Source organism: Chryseobacterium balustinum (assembly GCF_900168205.1).
Taxonomy (GTDB): domain Bacteria; phylum Bacteroidota; class Bacteroidia; order Flavobacteriales; family Weeksellaceae; genus Chryseobacterium; species Chryseobacterium balustinum.
Window position 1 is genome coordinate 35,710 of sequence record NZ_FUZE01000008.1, and the last position, 23,565, is coordinate 59,274.

The following is a 23,565-nucleotide window of genomic DNA, read 5'->3' on the forward strand; positions in this document are numbered from 1 at the left end:
AATGGAACTTTATAGAATGGAGATCAACCTCAATCAAAATAAAAATTTAAAACTTCTCAAAATTATTTCTGAAGTGGCGGCGGCAAACAATCAGTCGGTGTACATCGTTGGTGGTTTTGTGCGTGATCTTTTAATGAAAAGAAAAGCGTCTACCGATATTGATTTTGTGACCGAACAAAGCGGAATTGAGCTTGCCCAAAATGTAGGAAAAGAAATTGATCCTAAAATGAAAGTTTCAGTTTTTAAAACCTACGGAACGGCGATGATCAGATACAAAGACCTTGAATTGGAGTTTGTAGGAGCAAGAAAGGAAAGCTATACTGAAGACAGCCGTAAACCCGAAGTGGAAGGCGGAACGATTGAAGATGATCAGAAAAGAAGAGATTTTACCATCAACGCAATGGCGATTTCTTTAAATAAAGATAATTTTGGAGAATTAATAGATCCTTTTGATGGAATTGGTGATCTAGGAAAAGAAATTCTAAGAACACCTTTAGAACCCGCTCAAACGTATTCTGATGATCCTTTGAGAATGATGAGAGCGGTACGCTTTGCCTCGACTTTAAATTTTGCGATTGAAGAAAATTCTTTAAATGCAATAAAGCAGGAGGCAGAAAGAATCAAGATTGTTTCTATGGAAAGAATCATGGTTGAGTTTAATAAAATCATGTTGTCAAAGAAACCATCAATTGGTTTAAAATTAATGGAAGAAACAGGCTTAATGAAGCTTATTATTCCCGAATTGATCGACCTGAAAGGCGTAGAAGAAGTAGAAGGGCAGACTCATAAAGATAATTTTTACCATACTTTGGAAGTGGTTGATAATATTTCTGAAAACACAGACAATCTATGGCTTCGCTGGGCTGCTTTGCTTCACGATATCGGAAAAGCTCCCACAAAAAAATTCGTTGAAGGAACAGGCTGGACTTTTCATGGGCATGAGTTTTTAGGCTCGAAAATGGTGAAAACACTTTTCCAAAAATTAAAATTACCATTGAACGCTGATATGAAGTATGTTCAGAAAATGGTAAAACTTTCATCTCGTCCCATTGCCCTGATTACTGATGATACTTCAGATGCGGCATTGAGAAGACTGCTGTTTGATGCAGGAGAAGATTTGGAAGATTTATTTACACTTTGTAAAGCAGATATCACGACCAAAAATTCTAGAAAGCAGGAGAGATTTAAAAAAAATTTCCAATATGTTGCGGTAAAAATAAAAGAAGTGGAAGAAAAAGATCAGGTAAGAAATTTTCAACCACCTATTACAGGAGAAGAAATTATGACGATGTTTGATCTGAAGCCAGGCCGTGAAATCGGAATTTTAAAGGAAAAAGTAAAAGAAGCAATTTTGGAAGGCGAAATTGGAAATAATCATGAAGAAGCAAAAAGATTTGTAATTGCAGAAGCAGAGAAACTAGGATTAACACTTGTTTAAAATGTTTTTTGGAACATTTGATTATATCATTTTAACGCTTATTTTCATCTTCAATCTTGGAATTTGGAAATATAAAATAATTAGGAAACGCAATTGGATTTTATATCTGATTGCGTTTTTCTTATTGGGATTTATCATTCCATTCTTTTCAATGGGATTTGAAATTAATAAGGCTACTGAAAATGAACCTGTTATTGATAATTTTACACTTTTATATACTTATTTTAGGTTTCCTATTTGGTGGTTTATTAGTGCGATAGAAGTTTTTATTCTCAGAAAAATTACCAAAAAATAAAGTGATAATATAATCTTAAAATTATGTTAAAGAAATCTTAAATTTTGCACGAAATTTGTTATTACATTTGTTGGAAATTTCAAGTTCAATTTCGTTTAATATTTAAAATTTTATTGGTGAAAAAAATCATTTTCTTTCTTCCGTTTCTTTTTCTGGTATTTTCTTGTGAGCACAAAGTAGAAAAAGTAGAAAAAGCATTTTATTACTGGAAATCTGATAATTATCCTTCAGATAAAGAAAAACAAATTCTGGATAATCAGAATATTCAGAAAATTTTTGTGAAATTTTTTGAAGCGGATTACAGTGATGCGATGGGTAATTTTCCTATTTCTAAAACAAGTTTTTCTTTAAATTCTTATTGTAATGAGGATCAACCCAATCCTTATCAAATTATTCCCACAGTTTATATTAAAAATATAGTTTTTCAAAAAAGTAGCGAGAAAGATCTTGATAAATTAGCAGATAATGTCAACTTTTTAATCAATAAATACACCAACGAAAAATTAGATTCTTTAAAGATAGCAGAAATACAAATCGATTGTGATTGGACGGCTTCTACAAAAGAAAATTATTTTTATTTCCTTAAAAAATTAAAGCCGATTTCTCAAAAGGAAATTTCTGTCACATTGAGATTGTACCCTTATAAATATCCCGATAAAATGGGAGTTCCGCCAGTTGATAAAGTAACTTTAATGTGTTATAATCTCATTAATCCGTTGGCTGATCAATCCAAAAATTCAATTCTTGACCTCAAAGAACTGGAAAGTTATCTGAATACAAGGAAAAAATATCCGTTGCATATGGATATTGCACTTCCGGTATATTCGTGGATGCAGGTGTATCAAAATAATCAGTTTACGAATGTTTTGTATGATGTGAAAGATATTAAACCTCATCTAAAAGAGATAAAACCACTTTGGTACGAGGTACAGAAAGACACTGTGATTAATTACGAAACCTATCTGAGAGTGGGCGACAAGATAAAATACGAGGAAATAACGGCAGATAAAATAAATAAAGCCATTGCATTGATCAAGAAAAATATAAAGCTTGATAAAGAAATTACCGTAACGCTTTTTCACCTAGACGAAAACCAGCTTAATAATTATACCGATGAAGAAATTAGTCATTTTTACAGCGATTTTACTAAGTAATGCTTTTTACGCGTGCGGTTTTTATCCTTATGGAGAAGATGTACGGTTTTATTTTCTGAATCCTAATAACTTTTCTTTTCAGGCTTATTCGTCGTTTTATTATTCGTCATTAAGTTTCGGACAAAGTTCTGATGTTACCATTTCTAATCAGGATAATGAAAAATTATGGAGAGAATATTGTAATAATAATCAGGTTCTTCTTACAGATATTTCTTCCGTTTTAGAAGAGTATAGTTTCTCTGATATTCATGAAAATTCTATGAATCCGTTTCTTCGTTATTTGTATTCTAAAAAAGATGTTGAAGCGATTAATTATTTGAAGTTTGCAAAGAACTGTGAATATTTTAATACTTGGCAGGATGATCCTTGGGAAAGAAATGATAGCGTTTCAACAGTAAAAAGAAATGATTTATTTCAAAAAGCAGTTCTCTTTGCAGGAAAAGCTAAAAGTAACGAAATCAAAAAAAGATACGCTTTCTTGGCGCTTCGTCTGGCTTTTTACAATAAGGATATGAAAAGTATTGAAAAAGTGTACAGTCAATATTTTTTTCCAAATAAGGCAAATGATGTAATTGATATTTGGGCATTGTATTTTAAAGCAATTTCTGAGAATAATCCTGCCTTAAAGAATCTTTATTTTGCGAAAGTTTTTGCTGCAAGCCCCGAAAAACGTTTTGTTTCATGGCAATATTTTTCATCAAAAGTTCCAGAAGCTGATGTTTTAAATTTAGCTAAAACCGGAAAAGAAAAAGCCAATGTTTTATTACTTTACGGCCTTTATAATCCAGATAAAAATTTGGAAAATATTAAACAAATTTATGCAGAATATCCAAAATTTGACGGATTGAGTTTTTTGCTTTACCGCGAATTGGGAAAACTTGAAGATTGGGTTTTTACACCTTATTATTCTCTTTTTTCTTCTAAAGAAGATCTTTGGGGTAATAACAATTTTGAAAATCAAAATATTCTTAAAATTTTAGAACGTTCTGAAATTGACAGACAATATGCAAAAGAAGTTTTGGAATTTATCGATTCGGTTGATTTATCAAAAGTTGAAAACCCAAATTTCTGGAAATATTCGAGAGCCGAGCTTTTATTAATGACAAAAAACTATGCAGAAAGTTTAAAGCAGATTGTAGAATTGGAAAAAGTGCTGTCTTCTGAAGATGTATTGCGAAATAATGTAGAGCTTATAAAAGCTTTAAATCTTTTTGCGAATCAAGCATATGGAAATGCCAAAATTCCTGACGCTGCAAAAAATATTATTATTAAAAATAAAAACAACAAGCATTTTATTTTTGCTTTAGGAAGAGAGCTTGAGTATTTGGGCAATACTGATGATGCTGCAATTGTGTATGCTTCTTTAAATGATCCTTCTACGGAAAATAGGGACTATAATTTTGTGTATTACAAATCTTTAAAAAACTCTAACCAAACTTACGGTACTTATTATGATAATTATTTTGATTATTTAGATGCAGTTTATTCGCCTGAACAATTACAAAGCTTTATTGATAAAATTAAAAGTTTAAATAAAAATTCAGATTCATTTTATAGGAATTTTCATTTGCTTACTCAGCCAGAAATCGATGATTTGTATGATTTATTAGGTACAAAATATATCAGACAAAACAAATTGAATTTTGCATTGAATGCTTTTAATAAATTAGGTGAAAGCTATTTTGATGTGCAATATTCACTTTGGGAAAGAGATGGTAAAGACAGTTATTATTCATCCGGTAAAGTTTTTGATAAAAATCCTTTTTATCATTTAAAATATACTCCAGATTTTATTCCTGAAAAAGAACATTTTAGAATCAATAAAATTTCGGTTACCAAAAAGCTTATAGAATATCTTAATAGAGCCAATAATCCTAAAGAAAGAGACAGAGATTATTATTATTTCTTGGTAGCAAATTGTTATTATAATATGTCGCAATATGGAAATGCTTGGATGATGAGACGTTATTCTGTAAGCTCGGCAGGGAACTTTTCAATACATGAAGATAATCAGGAATTTAATACTGCTTCTCTTGCAAAATTCTATTACGGAAAGGCTTTAGAGAATGCTCAAACAGATCAATTCCGAGCTTTGTGCATAAGGATGCAGGGAAGGTGTGAAAATTATAATTATGACTTTATTGGAGAGAATACTACAAATTATTCTTCTAAGGCTGAATATTACGAAGACAGAAGATTTAGGCAAAATAGATATTACCAGAATCTTAAAAATAAATATTCTGATGAATATGAAGATATGATGAGTGGTTGTGAATCTTTTAAAGCTTATTTTAAAGCAAGAAGATAAAATCATCAAATAAAAAATGCGGGTTCAAAAGAACCCGCATTTTTTATTTTTGAAAAATAAGAGATTAATAATTTTTATAAACTCCGTTAGCTCCCTTTCCTGCTTTAAACTTGCTAATTGCAGTTCCTGCAGTAGTATAAACTGTGATTTCGCTTGCTTCTGTAAATCCTTTTACATCAACTGTGAAAATTCTTCCGTCTAATACCGAGAATCCGTAAAGTGTGAAATAGTCTCCTCCATCTACTGCTGTAATAAGAGGTGAAGTAGGAGCTGTTGTAGCATTCATCGCCATAGAATAAATTTTATTCTTAGAGCTAAAATAGAATCTACCGCCATCAATTTGAAGATTCGTTCCTTTTTCAATTCCTGTCAAAGTTGTCGTTGTGATAACTCCTCCGGCCGCAGGAATTTGGTGAATATATGAATTAGAAGTTCCTTCAACAATTGCATAAACACTGTTGTTATAAGAAATAATTTTGTTGATATTATTTCCGTTTGGTACCTGAATCGGAGTAGGATCGATTGTATTATTACTCGTGTTAATCTTTGTAATTGTAGTTCCAGGATTAAAAGAATTGGTGTTTTGTACATAAATATTTCCTCCCGCTTCTACAATTCCTTCAACCGTACTTGTTGCTGCAAAGTCAATTTTCTTTACAAAAGAGTTGTCAGATAATTTATAAACAGTTACAAATTTTCCTGCTCCAAATTGATCGTTAGTAACATAAAGATTTCCGTTTGCTACAGCCATATAACGAGGATTATTCACTTGTTCAGAAATTTCTCCAGTTTTTTTGAATGTTACTCGATCTACAACTTTAATTTTATTTGAACTATTCAAAAGAAGATAGGCTTTATTTCCGTTTAAAACCATTGTTTGAAGAACATCTCCCAGATTTTCGTTATTATTTTTTGCTTTATAGATGTCATTCTGCGTTAAGCTTAAATCTTTTGTAATAAAAGTAACATCAGCATTGGGAGTTTGGAAATTACCTTCATTAGTAATAAAAAAACCATTGTTATACGTGATTTCCGGAATGATTTCCTCGTAGTCTGAAGTACAAGAAACCGAAAATAAAAGAACGAAACCGAAAATAATCTGTAATAGTCTGTTTAATTTCATAATATAATATTGTTAAAAATTTATTGTTGCGTTGATACTGTAATTTCTTTTTGGCAAAGGATAATATGCAGTTGTTTCATACACTGTATCTGTAATATTGTTCATCTTTATTCCCAAAGTATATTTTTTAAAAATCGTGGCAGAAATTCCCGCATTCATTACAAAATATGGGTAAATCGCATCTTTTTTGCTCTCATCAGAAGTCGTATATGTTAATCCGTTAAACATTCCCTGTGCAAAAACATTCAAAAATTTATACTGATAATCTACATTTGACGTAAATTTATGCAGGGGAACATACATCAGCTGTTTTTGAATTTTCAAATCTACGGATTTTGTATAAGTATATCCTGCAATGAGCTTTATAGAATGATTTTCATTAAATCTTTTTTGATAACTAAGCTGAGACTCTAAACCATAAGATTCTACTTTCTCAGTATTAAATGCTGCCCAATAGCCAAATGCAGTCGGAAGCCAACGAATCATGTTGTCAATTTTAATATAATAAGGAGTGATGCTTAGTTTAAACCCATGTAGGCTAAATTCCTGATTTAGATCTGCCTGAATCGAAGTTTCCGATTTCAAATTAAGATTTCCTCCAGGTTCCCAATACAAATCATTGAATGAAGGATGTCTGAAGTTTTTTGACAAATTTAAGTTGATTTGATACCAATTATTAGCTTTCCACTTCCCTGAAAAAGAGTAAAGAAGAGGAGAGCTGATATCTTCTATGAAATTCTGCCTGATCCCAGCTTCAAAACGAAGATCTTGCGTTGCAAAATATCTTAATAGACCTGCAACCGAACCAACATTTCTACTGACATTTTTGAGTTCTGAACTTCCTAAACCTTCTCCTTGATTTTGTTGAAACTCTCCGATGACGTTGATATTAAGCTTAGGAATAATGAAATAATTGAAATCATTTTTTAAAATGTAGTTTTTATTAATTCCACCGCTCGTAAAAGGAGCATTGTAAATTCCGAAATATTGAAAGTTATCTTCAGTATAAGCCGCTTTCAAGCTGTTTGAAACTTTAGATTTGTTGATGTCCCAAGAAACTAAACTTCTAAAAGTCTGTGCTTCATAGCTGGTTTTGTTCAGATTTTCTTCAAGAATTCTATAATTCTGAGTCGCATCATAAAACTGACTTTGCCAAGAGATTGTTTGGTTGTCTGCAATTTTATAAGATGTACCGATATTTAAAGTAGAGTTATAGAATTTACCATTTCTGTTAATATAATTTTCTTCGGGTACTTCATAATCGTTTTCGCTGATGAGATAATTTCCTGAAACTTTAAAACTGAATTTATCATTACTAAAAGCAGCTTTTGCAGAATTATTATAAGTTCCGAAAGAAGCAATTTCAGAATTAAACAAACCATTAAAACCTTTATTGAAACTCAGATCATTATTCAAATGAATACTTCCACCAATCGCACCGCTTCCGTAAATTACACTTCCGCCACCGGATTTTATTTCCATCTGATCATATCCGAAAAGGGCAATATTATTCACATCACCTTGTCCTAAAAACTGGGAATTTATGTTAATTCCGTTCCAGACAAAAGCAGTTTGCTGGGCAGTTGTTCCGCGAAATGACGGCGAAGAAACTGCTCCACGACCATTTTCTTTAATATAAACAGGCGACTGAAATCGTAAAACCTCGGAAAGGTTCGAAGAATTTTTTTGAATATCTGCAGGAGATAAAGTAGTCAAAGAATGAAAAAGTTTTACTTTTTTCATTTGACTGTCGAATACAAATACGGTGTCAATATTTTTTTCCTGACTATAATAAATTGTCAGGCAAGAAGACACAGAAAGTAGGGTTAATGCTCTTTTTAAAATCATGTCATATCTGCCTTTCCTCCGAAAGCAATTCTATTATTAATATTAAAATTCCGGCAGGTCTCCTGACTTTCGCTTTGCTACACCTTCCCGTTTTGGCAGTGGTTTTTTTGTAGAAATTGATATTGCGATTTACAGTTGCGGGGACAGCTTGGGATTTTCACCCAATTCCCTCTTAGTTCCAATCTCTTGGAAACCAAAATTTTTGCAAATATAGTTTTTTTGAAAAGAAAGATTAAATTTTATTAAAGCTAAAATAAAACCTTACAATTAATTTAAATTGTAAGGTTTAACCGCAAAAGAAGCAAAATATTTTTAAAATTTTAGTATCTCCAAAAGTTGACAAAATAGCAGTTTACATTTTGCTTGCTATTAAATTTTTTTTTAAACCATTTCTTTTGTTGATTCTGTGGTAAACTGCAGATTATTTTCAATTTAATCTGTGGGATAAAAAAAAATCTACAAAAACGTTCCGTCAAAATAAAATGGAAGCAAATCTTTTATAGAAGTAACTTTGATCACCTCATCATTTAAGTTAGAAAAATACAGTTCTATATTTTCGTTTTGCTTTGTTTCGTATTCTATAATACTTTGTCGGCAAGCTCCACATGGAGGAATTGGCGGGTTTGTCTCTGAAAATTCTTTTGGTCCACCCACAATAAAAATCTTTTTAATTTTTTGATCAGGGAAATTGGCGCCGATCCAAAAAAGGGCAGTCCGTTCTGCACAAAGTCCGGAAGGAAAAGCTGCGTTTTCTTGGTTATTTCCTGAGAAAATTTTACCATTTTCCAACAAAACAGCACAACCTACAAAAAAGTTAGAGTAGGGAGCATAAGCATTGTTTCTTGCCTGAATTGCTTTTTCGAAAAGGCTGTTTTCTACTTCTGAAAGTTCGTTCCTACCTTTGAAATGTTCGTAATTGATTGTTATATCTTTTTTCATTTTTTGTCTCCGTAAAAAAGGGGCATAAAAGTAATCCTTTTTAGTGACGTAGACAATACGTCTTAATTATGCCAAATTTTGTATTTTTAATTCTTTAAAAAATAAATCAATGTTATATTCTCCTATAAAATTTAGAAATGTAGAGCTTAAAAACCGTTGGGTAATGTCGCCAATGTGTATGTATTCTTGTGAAAATGGTGTTGCAAATGATTTTCATTTTGTACATTACGGAAGCCGTGCTCAAGGCGGAACCGGACTTCTCATCGTAGAAGCAAGCGGTGTAGAACCGAAAGGCAGAATTACCAATCATTGTATGGGAATCTGGAATGACGAACAAGCTGCTGCGCTTCAGAAAATTGTAGAATTTGTACATAAGAATTCAGATAGTAAAATAGGAATTCAAATTGCTCATGCGGGAAGAAAAGGTTCTACATGGGAAAATAAACAAATCTCTTTGGAAGAAGGTTGGGAAACTCTTGCACCAAGTGCTATTCCGTATCATCCGACAGAAAGAATTCCGCACGTTTTGACGGTTGATGAAATAAAGGAACAGGTTCATAATTTTAAGAATGCTGCAAAAAGAGCAGTAAATGCAGGTTTTGATATTGTTGAAATTCACGCAGCGCATGGTTATCTTATTCATCAGTTTTTGTCACCGCTTTCTAATGTAAGAACCGATGAGTATGGGGGAAGCTTTGAAAACAGAATCAGATTTCTACTGGAAATTGTAGATGCTGTTAATGAAGAGCTTAATGAAAATGTAGCACTATTTGTGAGGATTTCAGGAACGGAATATGCTGAAAACGGTTGGGATATTGATGACAGTGTAGAGTTGGCAAAAATTTTAAAAGATCATCATGTAGATTTGGTAGATGTTTCGAGTGGTGGAAATATTCATGGCGCAAAAATTTCTGTTTTTGATGGTTACCAAGTACCGTTTTCTTCGACTGTGAAAAATCAGGCACATGTGAAAACCGGAGCAGTAGGGTTGATTACGAATACCGCACAGGCAGAAGAAATTTTACAAAACAACGAAGCCGATTTAATATTTGTAGCGAGAGAAATTTTGCGAAACCCTTATTTGGCAGTTCAGGGTTCTTTTGAAATGAAAGAAGAATCTTTTTTTCCACATCAATACCTTAGAGCGAAAATTTCTTCTTAATTTTAAAAGCAAATTTATAAGACTGCAATGCGTATAGAAGATTTTATGCTTTCGTGTCCCAGTAAAAAGTTTTTGGGGATCGAATGTTTCGGATGTGGAACTCAGCGGGCTATTTTGATGGTTTTTCAGGGAAAGTTTTCTGAGGCCTTTCAAATGTTTCCAGCAGTTTACACCTTGTTGCTGTTTTTCTGCTTTGTAGGGATTAATTTTATCGACAAGAAAAGAAATTATGGGCAGATTTTGATTTTTTTAGCAATAATTAATTCACTGATCATGGTTTTTTCTTACTTTTATAAACATTTTATTATTCATTTAAACTAAACATTAAAAAAAACAAATTATGAATCAACAAAAATTACCTAATGCTACGGCGGTACTTGTTTTAGGAATTGTTTCTATTGTAGCTTGCTGTTGCTATGGTGTTCCAGGATTAATTACTGGTATTATTGCACTTTTTCTTTATAAAAAAGACAATGCTTTGTATAAACAAAATCCAAGTTTATATTCAGATTACAATAACTTGAATACAGGTAGAATCCTTGCAATTATTGGTATTGTTTTAAGTGTTCTATTTATTGCATATCTTATTTTCTGTATAGCATTTTTTGGAATGGATGCTCTTTCTGATCCAGAATTGATGCAAGAAAGAATGAAAGAATTACAAGGTAGATAGTATATTTATCAACCCATAAAATTTAGAGACTGCAGAAATGCGGTCTTTTTTTATTTTTAATTAATGATATTTAAATTACTATATTCAGGTTTTAATTTTTGATTCATGGAAAACTATACTGAGAAAAAACTGACGATCGATTTAAAGAAAGCAAATATTTATTCATTGAAAATATTGCTGTATTCGTGTGTGATTTTTCTAATTCCTTATGTGTTTCTTTGGCAATATCAGTTTAGTTTCGAGCATTTTACAGCAACCTTTAAGAGGTTTATAGAAAAGTATACTTTCTTAAGTGGATTTATCCCATTGTTTTTTATGGTTTTGGGAATCGTTTTGCATGAGCTTATTCATGGGCTCACTTTTTTGCCTTTTTGTAAAAATGGTTTTAAATCAATAAAATTTGGTTTTCTAAAACAATATTTTACCCCTTACTGTCATTGCAAAGAACCTTTAAAGCTGAAATATTACAGAATCGGAGTTCTCATGCCTGCAATTATTTTGGGTTTCCTTCCTTCTGTTTGGGCAATCGCAATAGGTAACTTTTACCTTCTGTGTTTCGGAATTTTCTTTATCATGGGAGCTGCAGGAGATTTTATGATTTTAATGACTTTAAAAAATGAAAATCCTGAAGATCTGGTTTTAGACCATCCAAGCGAAGCTGGTTGCTTTGTTTATACAGCAAAAGTGTAATTTGAATTTTGTTTAAACCTAATTCAGATTAAATTTAAACCTCATTCAGTTTCTTTAAGTTTGATTTTTTCTTTAAGAAATAAGCCAGTCCCAATCCGATGAAAACCATTGCCGCACTGAATGGGAAAATAAACTGCATTCCAAAAAAATCAGCGACACTTCCGATTATCGGCCCTGCAACACCTAAAGAAATATCAATGAAAAGTCCATAACCTGCCAAAGCAGAACCCTGGCTTGATGGTGAAACGCTTTTGATTGCCATCACACCTAAAGCCGGAAATATTAAAGAAAATCCTAATCCTGTAACACCGGCTCCCACCAATGCCATTTGAGCGTTGGTGGCAAATGCGATAATTAAAAGCCCGATAGTTTCTACAAAAAGACAGGCAATCGCAACTTTTATTCCGCCGTAATTATTGATAACATTGCTAAAGACCAATCTTCCGGCAACAAATAATGCTCCGAAAATACTTAAGCACAAAGCACCATTATTCCAATGAAAAAAATTGTAATATAACGTGATAAATGTAGAAATGCTTGCAAAACCGATTCCACCTAAAGCCAAACAAACTCCAAAAGGAGCTACTTTTCCCAAAACTTTCCAAAAAGACTGATTTTCTTGTGGATTTGTGTTGGTCTTGTTTTCTTTCGTTTTAGCAAAGAAAAATCCAATAATTCCCAAAATGATAGACAGGATTCCAATGCCATAAAGACCGAATTTGTGTTCAATTACAATACCTAAAGAAGCTCCCATTGCCAAAGCTCCGTAACAGGCAACCCCATTATAGGAAATTATTTTTGCAGTATGTTTTTCACCTAAAGCCATAATTGCCCAGTTAATCGGGCTTGCTCCAACCATACCTTCCGCGCAGCCTGTTAAAAGTCTGGTAATAACCAAAAATGCAAGGCTTAGTATCGGTGAAAATTTAAAATAGTAAGCAAGAATCAGAAAAATTCCGGTTAATGAAAAACCAATCATGCTGAATAAAACGGCTGGTTTGGGACCTTTTCCATCAATGACTTTTCCGGAGTATGCTCTCAAGAAAAAAGTGGAAATATATTGTAAACTAATTACGATCCCTGCAATTAAAAGACTGTATCCTAAATTTTTGCTGATAAAAATCGGCAAAACGGAAAGCGAAAGACCAATAATGAAATATCCTATGAAAGTAAAAGAAACATAAGAAATAAGTTGGAGATTGATATTTTTGGGTGGATTAATTGAACTGTCCATGTGATGAAAAAAATTAAGCTGCAAAGATACAGCGATATTATTTTTCACATTCGGTCTCAAAGGTTAAAAAAAAGATAAGATTTGTCATACTTTAAGAATGTCAGAAGTTTTATATCGGTTTTCATTTCATATAATTTCAATTATCTTTGTTTCTCTTAAAAAATTCATCAGTACATGGAAAACTCAAAATATCCGAAATATATTTTTGACTGGATGGGAGGTCTTATCTTATTTGCGGGATATATTATTGGAAGTATGTTTGTTGGCGTTGCCGGACTTTCAGGAAAATTAATTTTTAAATTAGATTTTATGCAGAAGCCTTGGTTTATGATGTTTGCCAATGCTGTTGTTTTCTGTTTAATGATTGCAGCTTACGATTTTTTAATGGTACGCCCAAAAACGGGAAAGAAATTGAATTTTAATTTTTCACCCACTAATTTTTATACCTATCTTCTGATTTTTCCGATGATGATTGGGATGATGTTTGTTGGTGAGTTTATCACTTCTCAGATTCCTACAACGGGACCTTTTTTTGGAGATTTTTATGAATTTTTTGAAAACCTCATGGCTGGCCTTACTGATGATCCTTTGGTGATGGTTATTACAGCCGTCATTATGGCGCCTATTTTTGAAGAAATTATTTTCCGTGGAATTATCCAGAAAGGAATGATTAATAATGGCGTAAAACCATGGAAAGCTATACTTTTAGCAAGTGTTCTTTTTGGTCTGATACACGGAAATCCGTGGCAGTTGGTAGGGGCAACTTTGTTGGGAACGGTCTTAGGATTGGTTTATTATAAAACAAAATCTCTGCTTTTGCCAATGCTTTTGCATGGTTTTAATAATCTTTGCTCGGCAATCTTAATATTTTATACCCAAAAAGAAAGCTTCGCAGAAGCTTTTGAAATACAGGAATGGATGATTCTGGCAATCGGAATTGTATTGTTCTCTGTATTTTTCTATCTATTTACATTTAGAAATAAAGTGCGTTACTCTGAAATTTAAATTCAATTTTAAACACAAATCACATACACTGAACAATCATTTTGTGTTATCATGTGAAGAATATTTGTGTTTAAATAAACATATAAAAAATAAAAAATGGAAATATTAGTTGCCACACACAACCTCCATAAAAAAGAAGAAATTCAACAGATTTTAGGAAATGATTTTACGGTAAAAAGTCTTACCGATTATGATATTCACGACGAAATCATTGAAGATGGAGACTCTTTCAACGCCAATGCTTTAATTAAGGCTAAATACTGTTTCGAAAAAACAGGCATTCCAAGTTTGGGTGACGACAGCGGTTTAGTGGTAGAATCTTTAGACGGAAGACCCGGGATTTTTTCGGCGAGATATGCAGGAGATCACGATTTTGCTAAAAACATCGAAAAAGTTCTAAACGAAATGGAAAATGTTGAAAACAGAAAAGCTTATTTCATCACGGTATTATGTTATTATGATGAAAATGGCGCTCAATATTTTGACGGAAGAGCTCACGGAAATTTATTGACAGAAAATAAAGGACATCAAGGTTTTGGTTATGATCCTATTTTCGTTCCCGAAGGATATGAAATAACTTTCGCGGAAATGAATCCTGAAGATAAAAACAAAATCAGTCACAGAAAACAGGCTTTAGATTTGTTCCTGGATTTTTTGAAAGGTTAAGGTTAAGGTTAAGGTTAAGGTTAAGGTTAAGGTTAAGGTTAAGGTTAAGGTTAAGGTTGCAAAAACTTTGTGTTTTTAAAGAACTTTTTTCTTATTTTAAATTAGGTTTAAAACTTAGATTCAACCTCAACCTCATTTTCAACCTCAACCTTTTATTGTACATTTGCTTTAATAAACTATTGATTTGAGTACTTATTTAACGATATTAGGCTTTAACTCGGCGATACCCACAATTAATACTTCACCTACAGCTCAGCTTCTGGAAATGGAAGAAAGATGTTTTCTAATTGATTGTGGTGAAGGAACACAGGTGCAGCTGAGAAAAGCAAAGGCAAGATTTTCAAAAATCAATCATATTTTTATATCGCATCTTCATGGCGATCACTGTTTTGGTTTGCCCGGTTTAATAGCTTCTTTCCGACTTTTGGGAAGAGAAACTCCGTTGCATGTTTACGGTCCGAAAGGAATTAAAAAAATGCTGGAAACTATTTTTACCATTACCGAAACGCACCGAGGCTTTGAGGTTGTATATCATGAATTGGATAAAAATTATTCAGAAAAAATCTATGAAGATAACAGGGTAGAAGTGTTTACGATTCCTCTGGATCACAGGATCTACTGTAATGGATATCTGTTTAGAGAAAAACCAAAAGAGCGTCATATCAATATGGAAGAGGTCTCAAAATATGCTGAAATTGAGACTTGCGATTATCATAACTTGAAAGCAGGAAAAGATTTTGTTTTGAGTGATGGATACGTTCTTAAAAATGAAATTCTTACAACGGCTCCGGCTCCGTCGGTTTCTTATGCATTTTGTAGCGATACAAGATATTTGGAATCAGTAATCCCGATTATTAAAAATGTAACGGTTTTATATCATGAGTCGACATTTTTGCACGATCTGAAAGAAATGGCAGATTACACGGGGCATACCACCGCTTTAGAAGCAGCAACGATTGCAAAAAAAGCCGAAGTTGAAAAATTGATTTTAGGACATTTTTCTAACCGTTATGGTGACTTGACGGTTTTTACGGATGAGGCACGAACGGTATTCCCAAATTCTTATCTTCCAAAAGCTTTGGAATGCGTGAAAATTTAAAAGAATTATGAATTTTTCAGAATTAAAAGATTTTCTTGACGAAAAGGCGGATGTTTACAACAGTCTTGAATTTATTCAGGATGATCCTATTCAGATTCCGCATCGTTTTTCATTGAAGCAGGATGTTGAAATTGCAGGTTTTTTGTCGGCAACGATTTCTTGGGGAAACAGAAAGTCTATTATTAAATCAGCTGAAAAAATGTTGGATATTATGGGGAATTCTCCTTATGATTTTGTGATGAATTATTCTGAAAATGATTTAAACAGCATTAAAGACAAAAGTATTCACAGAACTTTTAATGGAGAAGACTTTGCTTATTTTATTAAACAATTCAACAAAATTTATAAGGAAAACGAAAGTCTTGAAAATTTATTTCTAATCAATGAAAATGAAAGTAATTTTCAACATTCTATTGAAAGATTCAGACAAAATTTTTTAGGAGTTGAAAAGCACAGAACGCACAAACATGTAAGTTCACCTTACAAGAATTCGTCTTCAAAAAGGATTATTATGTTTTTGCGATGGATGACTAGGAAAGATAATCGTGGCGTAGATTTTGGAATCTGGAAAAATATTGATCAGAAATTTTTATCAATTCCTTTGGATGTACATACAGGGAATATCTCGAGGAAACTGGGATTAATTTCAAGAACACAGAATGACTGGAAAACTGTTGAAGAATTAGATGTAGTTATTAGAAAATTTGACGAAACCGATCCTGCAAAATATGATTTTGCTTTATTTGGATTGGGCGTAACGAAAGAATTATTTTAAACAGAAAAGCAATGAAAACATCACACGAAAAAATAGAATTTCTTGAGAGAATGGCAGATGGGATCACCTCGTGGATCGGTTCTATACCTTCTCTCATTATCCATACATTGCTTTTTATTACCTCTTTTTTATTGCCTGTATTTGGTATTGTAGATGTAGATAAAATGTTGCTTGTTTTAACAACAGTTTTGTCATTGGAAGCTATTTATCTTTCGATCCTTATTCAGATGTCAGTCAATAAAAGTCATGAGAAAATTGAAGATATTCAAGAAGATATTGAGGAAATTAGTGAAGATATTGAAGATATCCAAGAAGATATCGAGGAAATCAGCGAAGACCTTGAAGAGATCAGCGAAGACTTAGAAGAAATCAGTGAAGATATTGAAGATATTCAGGAAGATATTGAAGAAATTAATGAGGATGAAGACGATGATGATCACAACGAAAGAGCCAAGAAAGCAATTCTTAAAAGCAATGTAAGCTCTAACAAAAACGAAATAAGATTTTTAAAGGATAAAATAACCGAGCTTCAGAATAAAATTGATGAGCTGAAAAAAGATTGATCTTAGAAAAATTTTTTTAATTAAAATATAAAGAAGACTGATCCTTGTGATCGGTCTTTTTTGTTTTAAAATTAGAATTAAATTAAAATTTCATTAGAATTTAAGTGAATTAATATATTGTTGCTAATAATAAGCGTGATTATGTGTTTTAAATCGGATAAATTTGGTATTTTTGGGCAAACAATTACAAAAATGTTAAATTATAGACTAAAAAATTACCTTCTTCTTTTCGTAGTATTGTTTATGTCGGTTTCTACCTCTGCCCAAAAAAGGCAACCACCGAAAAACATAGTCGACGAAACCAATAAAAAAGCAGGAGTATTTATCGATGTAAATGCTACAGGATATGCGCCATCTGCTTACACTATAGAGCAGCTTGTTAAGAATGTTTTGATTAGTGGTGGTACTACTTGTTCGGTACCTAATGTATCTAATGTAACGGTTACTCCCACTCACTCGGAGACTTTTAATGATAGGTTTTGGGGGTATTTTCATAAGGGGACTACAAACTTTCCTTTTACTGATGGTATCGTTTTAACGACAGGTCGTGCCAGGGAAGCTGGTAACGTTGCATCTGGTGCGAGTTATAGAATACCAGGAACAGGGGTTAACGATGCAGATCTATTGGCAGCAGTTCCTAATCCTGATCCTAGTAAGGATTATAATGATAATGTTATGCTGGAGTTTGATTTTGTACCCAACTCTAATCAAATAAAATTTAATTATATTTTTGCTTCTGAGGAATATTCCGGAACTTTTCCTTGCGATTATTCAGATGCATTTGCTTTATTGATCAAACCTGTATCTGGCGGCCCTTACGTAAATTTGGCTATTTTACCGAATAATGCAGGGCCTGTTGCCATGACAAACATTCATCCTGTTATTCCTGGAACTTTTGGGTGTCCTGCGATCAATGAAATGTATTTTGCAGGATATAATTCAGCGACCAATATTGTAACAAATTATGATGGTAGAACCGTTCCTTTGACAGCAGTGGGGACTGTAACACCAGGAGTAGCCTATCATTTTAAAATGGTTTTGTCTGATTATAATGATTGGAGTTATGATTCTGCAGTATTTCTTGAAGGAGGATCTTTTGATATAGGAATTAAGCTTGTTGACGGAACTGGAGCTACGCTGCCTGCAAGTTTGAATGTGTGCGATAATGCACCTCAGACTTTGGTCGCTCAGCTTTCAGGGATTACAGGAGCCACTTATCAATGGTATAAAGATGGTGTATTAATACCGGGAGCCACAAATGCTACTTATGTTGCTACATCACCGGGAGTTTATACGGTAGTTGTTACGATTCCGGGAAATACTTGTCCAGTTGAAGCAAAAATAACGATTGTAGGAGGTACAACTCCGACAGCACAAAATGCAATTTTAAAACTTTGTACAACTCCAACTGTTAGCAATTTTAATTTAAATGATGCTAAACCTCAGATTAGTACAACAGCTGGAGCAGTATTTCGTTTTTATGTAAATCAGGCGGATGCTCAAGCTCAAAATGCCAATTTTATTCCTACTGCAAACCTAGCTTCATATAACGGAACTGATGGTCAAGTCTTACACGTTGTTGTATCAAACGGAGCTTTCTGTAGTAAATTGGTTACTTTGACCTTAAATAAAGAAGCTACCCCGGTTGCTGAACTTGTTGCTACGAAATTGAAGATCTGCGTAGGGGAATCTGTTACCTTAACTGCTTCAGGAGGGGTTACCTACCAATGGAGTAATTCTACAATAGCTACTGCTGTACAAACACTTTCACCAACGCAAACTACTACTTATACGGTATATGCGATTGGAGCTCAGGGATGTAAATCATTACAGCCTGCAACGATTAAAGTAGAAGTTGTACCTGCTATCACATCTAATCTTTCAGGCGGATTTATTTGCGCGGGAGATAGAATTACTTTAGATGCAGGGGCAGGGCCCAATTATTCATATATTTGGAGTAATGGTGCTACTACACAAACTGTTGTAGCTGAAACTCCAGGGATTTATTTTGTAGATATTAGCAATGGAGTTTGTTCTAAAAGATATACAACCGAAGTAAAGCTGGCGATTGTTCCGGAAATCATCAATGTAGATTACAGCCCGAGTGGTACTTTGGTTGTTACTGCTTCTAATCTGAGTAATGGTATACTTGAATATTCTGCAGATGGCGGAGTAACTTGGCAAGGTTCTAATGTATTTAATAATATTCCGAACAATAAAATAATCTCTATTAGAGTTCGAGTAAAAACAACCAGTTGTGTTGGAACTTTAGAGTATTTTACTTTTATCATGCAGAATGTAATTACTCCAAATGGAGATAATGTAAATGATATGATTGATTTCAGAGGCGTGAGTGATTATAATAAATTCCAGGCAGCTATTTCAGACCGATATGGTAAAGTAGTATTTAAAGCAGAAAAAACAAGACCTTTCTGGGATGGTTATTTCCAGGGTAAAAAACTACCGACTGCTTCTTACTGGTATCAGGTAACGTTTGAAGACCCTGCAAGTAAGCAACTTACTTTAAAAACAGGCTGGATTTTACTTAAGAATTTTGAATAATATTCAATCCAAATATTTTAAAAAGACCGATTTTGTCGGTCTTTTTTTGTTTTAGTAACGAATGAAACTGAAAACCTGAACTTTATGGAATTGTGTTAAAACTAATGTAAATGAATTTTGGTTAAATTTTAATCAAAAAAAATAGTATTTTTGTTAAAAATAGTTTAAAATGTTAAATGGTAGATTACAATATTTGCTTCTTGTTTTGATGCTTCTTGGTAATTTTACTTTTTCTCAACAGAGAAAAATAAGTAAGAGTACCAACAAGCCATCAAATCTCACGATGAAAGCAGGAGCATTTATTGATGTCAATACAGCAAGTTACCCAGAATCTTCTTTCAGTATTTCACAATTGGTAAAAGATGTGCTTATTTCTGGAGGTTCTGCTTGTTCTACGGCAAATGTTTCTAATGTAGTAGTTTCTCCAAATCTCTCAGCAGGTGACCAAACAAGAAGCTGGGGTTTTTTCAATAAAGGAACCACCAATTTCCCTTTTGCAAAAGGTATTGTACTGACTACAGGACAAGCTAGAAAAGCAGGGAATTCTTTTATATTAGGTGAATTAAGTGATGCGCTTCCAACCCAAGGCGACATTGATTTAGCAAATGCATTAGGAATTTCTAATAATGTGTTAAAAGATGCGAGTTATATAGAGTTTGACTTTATTCCGACAGCAACTGAAATTAAGTTTAACTATCTATTTGCTTCCGAAGAATATTTTGATAATTATCCTTGTGATTTTACAGATGGTTTTGCATTGCTATTAAAGCCCAATACACCAGGCTCCACCTATACAAACTTAGCTATTCTACCTGCTGGTGGAGGTCCTGTTAGTGTTAAAAATATTCGTCCAGCAACAAGATTTAATGGTCTTCCATTGGCTTGTGGAGCCTTGAACGCTCCATATTTTGGGGGTTATAATACATCAAATATAGAAACTAATTTTAGTGGGAGAACTATTCCATTGACAGCACAAGCGACAGTAGTTCCAGGGCAGTCTTATCATTTTAAAATGGTTTTAGCAGATAATCAAGATTCTCAATTTGATTCAGGAGTCTTTTTAGAAGCAGGGTCTTTTGATATCGGGGTACAGATTTTAGGCCCGGGAGGTGTACAGCTTCCTGCATCCATTAACGTTTGTGATAATACTCCACAGACTTTTACAGCTTCTACGCAGGTTCCTGGTGCAACCTATGTTTGGTATTTTAATAATGGAGTTATTCTTGGTGCAACCAATGCTTCTTACACTGCCACACAACCGGGAATTTATAAAGTTGAGGTTACTGTTCCAGGTAGCTCATGTCCTGGTTCAGCTACGGTAACAATTGTTGGAGGAACATCTCCCACGGTACAAAACGCAACATTGACGAGTTGTTATGGCCCAGGTAATGTCAATTTTAATTTAACATCAGCTGAAGCAAGCATCAGTACCACTCCAGGAATTAATTTTTCATATTATGTCAATCAAGCAGATGCAAATGCAGGAAATACAAGTACAATTGGAACTCCTACCACATTTTCAAGTGCCGGAGGTCAGACAATTTATGTATTGGTGAAAAATGGCTTCTGTTCTAAGGTGGCACAACTTCAATTGGTAAAAGCTCCGCAGATTACGGCAACTATTGCAACACCTACAACTCTAGATTGTACAAACACCCAAGTAACTCTTAATGCTGCGGCATCAGTATATCCTGCAGGTTCTACATTTGCATGGACAACTACAGGAGGTAATATCGTATCTGGTGGAAATACCCTAAATCCCATTGTTAATACAGCAGGAATTTACACTTTAACCATTTCAAATACATATCAACCGGGAACTGTTGTTTGTACAGGAACAGCTAATGTAACAGTTTCAGGAAATAGTACTCCGCCAACGACAACACTTACGGCGAGCAAAATATTGATTTGTGCAGGAGAAACCGTAACACTTACTGCAGGAGGTGGTAATACTTATATTTGGACAGGGCTTACCGGAACAGGAAATACACAAACAGTAACTCCGGCCATAACGACCACTTATACGGTTATTGCACAAGGAGCAAACGGATGTACTTCTACAGCACCTGCAACAATAACGATTGAAGTTTCGCAGCCGATAACCGTACAGAATGCGACACTCTTGAAATGTTATCAGCAAGGAAATATTACTTATGACTTAACGTCTGCACAACCTCAGATGACCACTGTAGGAACTGCAACTTTTGCTTATTATGTGCTTCAGGCTGATGCCAATGCAGGGAATGGCAATACAATTGCTGCTCCTACAACATTCCAAAGTGCAGGAAATCAAACGATTTATGTATTAGTTAAAAATGGAGGATGTAGCTATGTGGTAACTTTACAGTTGTTGACTACAGCTGTTACCAATCTTACAATAGCTGCTCCACAAACAATTACTTGTGCGGTTCCTCAGATTACGCTTAATGCAACTGGATCTACAGTTCCGGCAGGTTCAACAATTTTATGGACAACTGCAGGTGGAAATATTGTTTCAGGAGCCAATACTTTAAACCCAATCGTTAATGCAGGAGGGGCTTATACTTTAACAGTTACTAATATTACCCAACCAGGAAATTTAACATGTACTTTTACTGCAACAGTAAATGTAATTGAAGATAAAGTTTTACCGGTAGTCACCCTAACTTCTACGTTTGCGCAAATATGTCCTGGTGAATCTGTAACACTTACTGCTGCCGGTGGAGTAACTTACACTTGGGCAACTTTGACGGGTACAGGCAATACACAGGTTGTTTCGCCTGCAACAACAACAGTATACACAGTTACTGCTACAGGAGCAAATGGGTGTGTATCTGCAGCTCCGGCAACAATTACCATCATTGTAGGGCCTCCAACAGCTTTTATAGCGGCATCTAAAGGAAAAATTTGTGCAGGTGAATCTGTAACATTAACCGCAAGTGGTGGATTTACTTATAACTGGACAGGTCTTACCGGAAATGGAAATACACAAATTGTAACCCCTACAGTTACTACCACATACGAAGTTTTTGCATTGGGAGGAAATGGTTGTGTGTCAACTACGCCGGCAAAAATTACCATTGAAGTAGTTCCTGCAATTGTTTCTACATTAGCAGATATTAATGTTTGTACCGGAGATCCTGCAACACTGGATGCAGGTGTAGGACCAAATTATACTTATCTTTGGAGTAATGGTGCAACTACGCAGACTATTACCACCAATATTCCGGGTTCATATTCCGTTACGATTAGCAATGGTACATGTTCTAGATTGTTTACCGCACAGATTATTAACCCTGACCTTCCCCAATTTACGAATGTAGTTTACGATAAGGAAATGCTTACCATTACGGCTTCAAATCCTAGTGGTGGAGTTTTAGAATATTCTATTGACGGAGGGGTAAATTGGCAGACTTCAAATATATTTTATAATGTATTAAAAAATACCAATTACAATTTAGTAGTAAAAACACAAGGCGCAAAATGTAGTACCTCATTAGAGTTCTTTACTTTTGTGTTAAATAATGCTATTACTCCAAATAATGATGGGTCAAATGATTATATTGATTTTAATGGAATTATCGGTTATAAAAACTTTGCCGCTTCAATATTTGATAGATATGGCGCAGAATTATTTAAAGCAGACAAGTCAAATACCAGATGGAATGGCTCTTTAAAAGGTATTAATTTACCTACAGGAACTTATTGGTATCGCGTACAATGGGAAAACCCGGCGAGTAAAAAACTCGAATTAAAATCAGGATGGATTCTTCTTAAAAATAGAGATTAATCTTCTAAAAATATATAAACAAAGCCTTTCTTATTTTTGGAAAGGCTTTGTTTTTTATAAAATATTGTTGTTTTAAAGCAATTATAATTAGTTCTAACTAAATTATGAAGTGAAGTGATCTAGCGTAAAGATGAATGAACGAGTCGCTTTTATGAAATTAATTCCTCAAGGTTTGCGAAGTAAATTTATTTGCCTTTGCTTTCTAAGAATGTAAATTTTTAATATAAATCTTTGCGTCAAAAATTTTTTCATATTTAATGAT

General features: G+C 33.6%; 18 protein-coding genes and 1 riboswitch. Of the genes, 14 read left to right on the top strand and 4 right to left on the bottom strand.

Annotation, left to right across the window (positions count from 1 at the left end; translation table 11 throughout):
* Window positions 1-16: 16 nt before the first annotated feature.
* The 3 genes from B5X64_RS11280 (at window position 17) to B5X64_RS11295 (ending at window position 5,195) form a co-directional block, all read left to right on the top strand.
* The gene (locus B5X64_RS11280) at window positions 17-1,438 is read left to right on the top strand and encodes a CCA tRNA nucleotidyltransferase (RefSeq protein WP_079465344.1); all 1,422 of its coding nucleotides are present in this window, start codon (window positions 17-19) and stop codon (window positions 1,436-1,438) included.
* A gap of 411 nt (window positions 1,439-1,849) precedes the next feature.
* Entirely contained in the window at window positions 1,850-2,887 is a 1,038-nt protein-coding gene (locus B5X64_RS11290; RefSeq protein ID WP_123920728.1) for a hypothetical protein, read from the top strand.
* A complete protein-coding gene (locus tag B5X64_RS11295) occupies window positions 2,847-5,195 on the top strand; it encodes a hypothetical protein (RefSeq protein ID WP_079465347.1) in 2,349 nt (782 codons plus the stop codon). The genes B5X64_RS11290 and B5X64_RS11295 overlap by 41 nt, the downstream gene beginning before the upstream one ends.
* Window positions 5,196-5,259: 64 nt before the next feature.
* On the opposite strand, the gene B5X64_RS11300 is transcribed toward B5X64_RS11295, so the two are convergent.
* From B5X64_RS11300 to cdd, 3 genes are all read right to left on the bottom strand, one after another.
* The gene (locus B5X64_RS11300; RefSeq protein WP_079465348.1) at window positions 5,260-6,318 is read right to left on the bottom strand and encodes a YncE family protein; all 1,059 of its coding nucleotides are present in this window, start codon (window positions 6,316-6,318) and stop codon (window positions 5,260-5,262) included.
* Between the two features lie 12 nt (window positions 6,319-6,330).
* Entirely contained in the window at window positions 6,331-8,166 is a 1,836-nt protein-coding gene (locus tag B5X64_RS11305) for a TonB-dependent receptor plug domain-containing protein (RefSeq protein ID WP_079465349.1), read from the bottom strand.
* A 35-nt stretch (window positions 8,167-8,201) separates the two neighbouring features.
* Window positions 8,202-8,379, bottom strand: a riboswitch (cobalamin riboswitch).
* Between the two features lie 243 nt (window positions 8,380-8,622).
* Window positions 8,623-9,105 carry a cytidine deaminase gene (gene cdd, locus B5X64_RS11310; protein ID WP_079465350.1) on the bottom strand — a complete coding sequence of 161 codons (483 nt, stop codon included), beginning with the start codon at window positions 9,103-9,105 and terminating at the stop codon, window positions 8,623-8,625.
* A gap of 109 nt (window positions 9,106-9,214) precedes the next feature.
* On the opposite strand from cdd, the gene namA reads away from it, so the two are divergent.
* The 4 genes from namA to B5X64_RS11330 all read left to right on the top strand — a co-directional run bounded on the left by namA (window position 9,215) and on the right by B5X64_RS11330 (window position 11,630).
* Window positions 9,215-10,267, top strand: a complete 1,053-nt coding sequence (gene namA / locus B5X64_RS11315) for an NADPH dehydrogenase NamA (protein WP_079465351.1) — start codon at window positions 9,215-9,217, stop codon at window positions 10,265-10,267.
* A 45-nt stretch (window positions 10,268-10,312) separates the two neighbouring features.
* Window positions 10,313-10,588: a DUF2752 domain-containing protein gene (locus tag B5X64_RS11320; RefSeq protein ID WP_420808110.1), complete on the top strand. Its 276-nt coding sequence runs from the start codon at window positions 10,313-10,315 to the stop codon at window positions 10,586-10,588.
* Between the two features lie 19 nt (window positions 10,589-10,607).
* Window positions 10,608-10,940, top strand: a complete 333-nt coding sequence (locus B5X64_RS11325) for a CCC motif membrane protein (RefSeq protein ID WP_079465353.1) — start codon at window positions 10,608-10,610, stop codon at window positions 10,938-10,940.
* Between the two features lie 105 nt (window positions 10,941-11,045).
* Entirely contained in the window at window positions 11,046-11,630 is a 585-nt protein-coding gene (locus B5X64_RS11330; protein WP_079465354.1) for a DUF3267 domain-containing protein, read from the top strand.
* 34 nt (window positions 11,631-11,664) lie between these two features.
* Here B5X64_RS11330 and B5X64_RS11335 read toward each other — a convergent pair whose 3' ends face one another.
* Window positions 11,665-12,912: an MFS transporter gene (locus B5X64_RS11335; RefSeq protein ID WP_228418886.1), complete on the bottom strand. Its 1,248-nt coding sequence runs from the start codon at window positions 12,910-12,912 to the stop codon at window positions 11,665-11,667.
* Between the two features lie 126 nt (window positions 12,913-13,038).
* Here B5X64_RS11335 and B5X64_RS11340 point away from each other — a divergent pair, with 126 nt between their 5' ends.
* The 7 genes from B5X64_RS11340 to B5X64_RS11370 all read left to right on the top strand — a co-directional run bounded on the left by B5X64_RS11340 (window position 13,039) and on the right by B5X64_RS11370 (window position 23,303).
* The gene (locus B5X64_RS11340) at window positions 13,039-13,869 is read left to right on the top strand and encodes a CPBP family intramembrane glutamic endopeptidase (RefSeq protein WP_079465356.1); all 831 of its coding nucleotides are present in this window, start codon (window positions 13,039-13,041) and stop codon (window positions 13,867-13,869) included.
* Window positions 13,870-13,965: 96 nt separating this feature from the next.
* A complete protein-coding gene (gene rdgB / locus B5X64_RS11345; protein WP_079465357.1) occupies window positions 13,966-14,535 on the top strand; it encodes an RdgB/HAM1 family non-canonical purine NTP pyrophosphatase in 570 nt (189 codons plus the stop codon).
* A gap of 184 nt (window positions 14,536-14,719) precedes the next feature.
* Entirely contained in the window at window positions 14,720-15,634 is a 915-nt protein-coding gene (locus B5X64_RS11350) for a ribonuclease Z (protein ID WP_079465358.1), read from the top strand.
* A 7-nt stretch (window positions 15,635-15,641) separates the two neighbouring features.
* On the top strand, window positions 15,642-16,409 hold the full coding sequence (locus B5X64_RS11355) for a TIGR02757 family protein (protein WP_079465359.1): 768 nt from the start codon (window positions 15,642-15,644) through the stop codon (window positions 16,407-16,409).
* 11 nt (window positions 16,410-16,420) lie between these two features.
* Complete coding sequence (locus B5X64_RS11360; RefSeq protein ID WP_079465360.1) at window positions 16,421-16,972, top strand: coiled-coil domain-containing protein; 552 nt, start codon at window positions 16,421-16,423, stop codon at window positions 16,970-16,972.
* 192 nt (window positions 16,973-17,164) lie between these two features.
* The gene (locus B5X64_RS11365; RefSeq protein WP_079465446.1) at window positions 17,165-19,534 is read left to right on the top strand and encodes a choice-of-anchor L domain-containing protein; all 2,370 of its coding nucleotides are present in this window, start codon (window positions 17,165-17,167) and stop codon (window positions 19,532-19,534) included.
* A gap of 169 nt (window positions 19,535-19,703) precedes the next feature.
* Window positions 19,704-23,303 (top strand): choice-of-anchor L domain-containing protein, encoded by a 3,600-nt coding sequence (locus tag B5X64_RS11370; protein WP_079465361.1) that lies wholly within the window; start codon window positions 19,704-19,706, stop codon window positions 23,301-23,303.
* Window positions 23,304-23,565: the final 262 nt, after the last annotated feature.

Excerpts from the sequence above, each read along its gene's own strand:
- namA (WP_079465351.1), top strand. The coding sequence starts at position 9,215 with ATGTTATATTCTCCTATAAAATTTAGAAATGTAGAGCTTAAAAACCGT.
- B5X64_RS11320 (WP_420808110.1), top strand. The coding sequence starts at position 10,313 with ATGCTTTCGTGTCCCAGTAAAAAGTTTTTGGGGATCGAATGTTTCGGA.
- B5X64_RS11340 (WP_079465356.1), top strand. The coding sequence starts at position 13,039 with ATGGAAAACTCAAAATATCCGAAATATATTTTTGACTGGATGGGAGGT.
- B5X64_RS11280 (WP_079465344.1), top strand. The coding sequence starts at position 17 with ATGGAGATCAACCTCAATCAAAATAAAAATTTAAAACTTCTCAAAATT.
- B5X64_RS11295 (WP_079465347.1), top strand. The coding sequence starts at position 2,847 with ATGAAGAAATTAGTCATTTTTACAGCGATTTTACTAAGTAATGCTTTT.
- B5X64_RS11330 (WP_079465354.1), top strand. The coding sequence starts at position 11,046 with ATGGAAAACTATACTGAGAAAAAACTGACGATCGATTTAAAGAAAGCA.
- B5X64_RS11355 (WP_079465359.1), top strand. The coding sequence starts at position 15,642 with ATGAATTTTTCAGAATTAAAAGATTTTCTTGACGAAAAGGCGGATGTT.
- B5X64_RS11365 (WP_079465446.1), top strand. The coding sequence starts at position 17,165 with ATGTTAAATTATAGACTAAAAAATTACCTTCTTCTTTTCGTAGTATTG.
- B5X64_RS11300 (WP_079465348.1), bottom strand. The coding sequence starts at position 6,318 with ATGAAATTAAACAGACTATTACAGATTATTTTCGGTTTCGTTCTTTTA.
- B5X64_RS11360 (WP_079465360.1), top strand. The coding sequence starts at position 16,421 with ATGAAAACATCACACGAAAAAATAGAATTTCTTGAGAGAATGGCAGAT.
- cdd (WP_079465350.1), bottom strand. The coding sequence starts at position 9,105 with ATGAAAAAAGATATAACAATCAATTACGAACATTTCAAAGGTAGGAAC.
- B5X64_RS11325 (WP_079465353.1), top strand. The coding sequence starts at position 10,608 with ATGAATCAACAAAAATTACCTAATGCTACGGCGGTACTTGTTTTAGGA.
- B5X64_RS11305 (WP_079465349.1), bottom strand. The coding sequence starts at position 8,166 with ATGATTTTAAAAAGAGCATTAACCCTACTTTCTGTGTCTTCTTGCCTG.
- B5X64_RS11370 (WP_079465361.1), top strand. The coding sequence starts at position 19,704 with ATGTTAAATGGTAGATTACAATATTTGCTTCTTGTTTTGATGCTTCTT.
- rdgB (WP_079465357.1), top strand. The coding sequence starts at position 13,966 with ATGGAAATATTAGTTGCCACACACAACCTCCATAAAAAAGAAGAAATT.